The organism is Ruegeria atlantica (assembly GCF_947495585.1).
GTDB classification, from domain to species: Bacteria; Pseudomonadota; Alphaproteobacteria; order Rhodobacterales; family Rhodobacteraceae; genus Ruegeria; species Ruegeria atlantica_G.
Genome location: NZ_CANLZK010000059.1, coordinates 1 through 224 on the forward strand (window position 1 = coordinate 1; position 224 = coordinate 224).

Genomic DNA, 224 nt, shown 5'->3' on the forward strand with positions numbered 1-224 from the left:
GTACGGAAGTAGAACTGAGGACGGTAGTTCGCGAAGAACGGAGTGTGACGACCGCCTTCTTCCTTGGTCAGGATATAAGCTTCGGCTTCGAACTTGGTGTGCGGTGTAACCGAACCCGGCTTACACAGAACCTGACCACGCTCAACACCTTCACGGTCGATGCCGCGCAGCAGGGCGCCGATGTTGTCGCCCGCTTCACCACGATCCAGCAGCTTGCGGAACAT

1 pseudogene is annotated in these 224 nt (G+C 57.6%); it reads right to left on the bottom strand.

The features are described from left to right. Positions 1-224, bottom strand: a pseudogene (gene tuf / locus QMP16_RS23560) (elongation factor Tu); the annotation flags it as partial.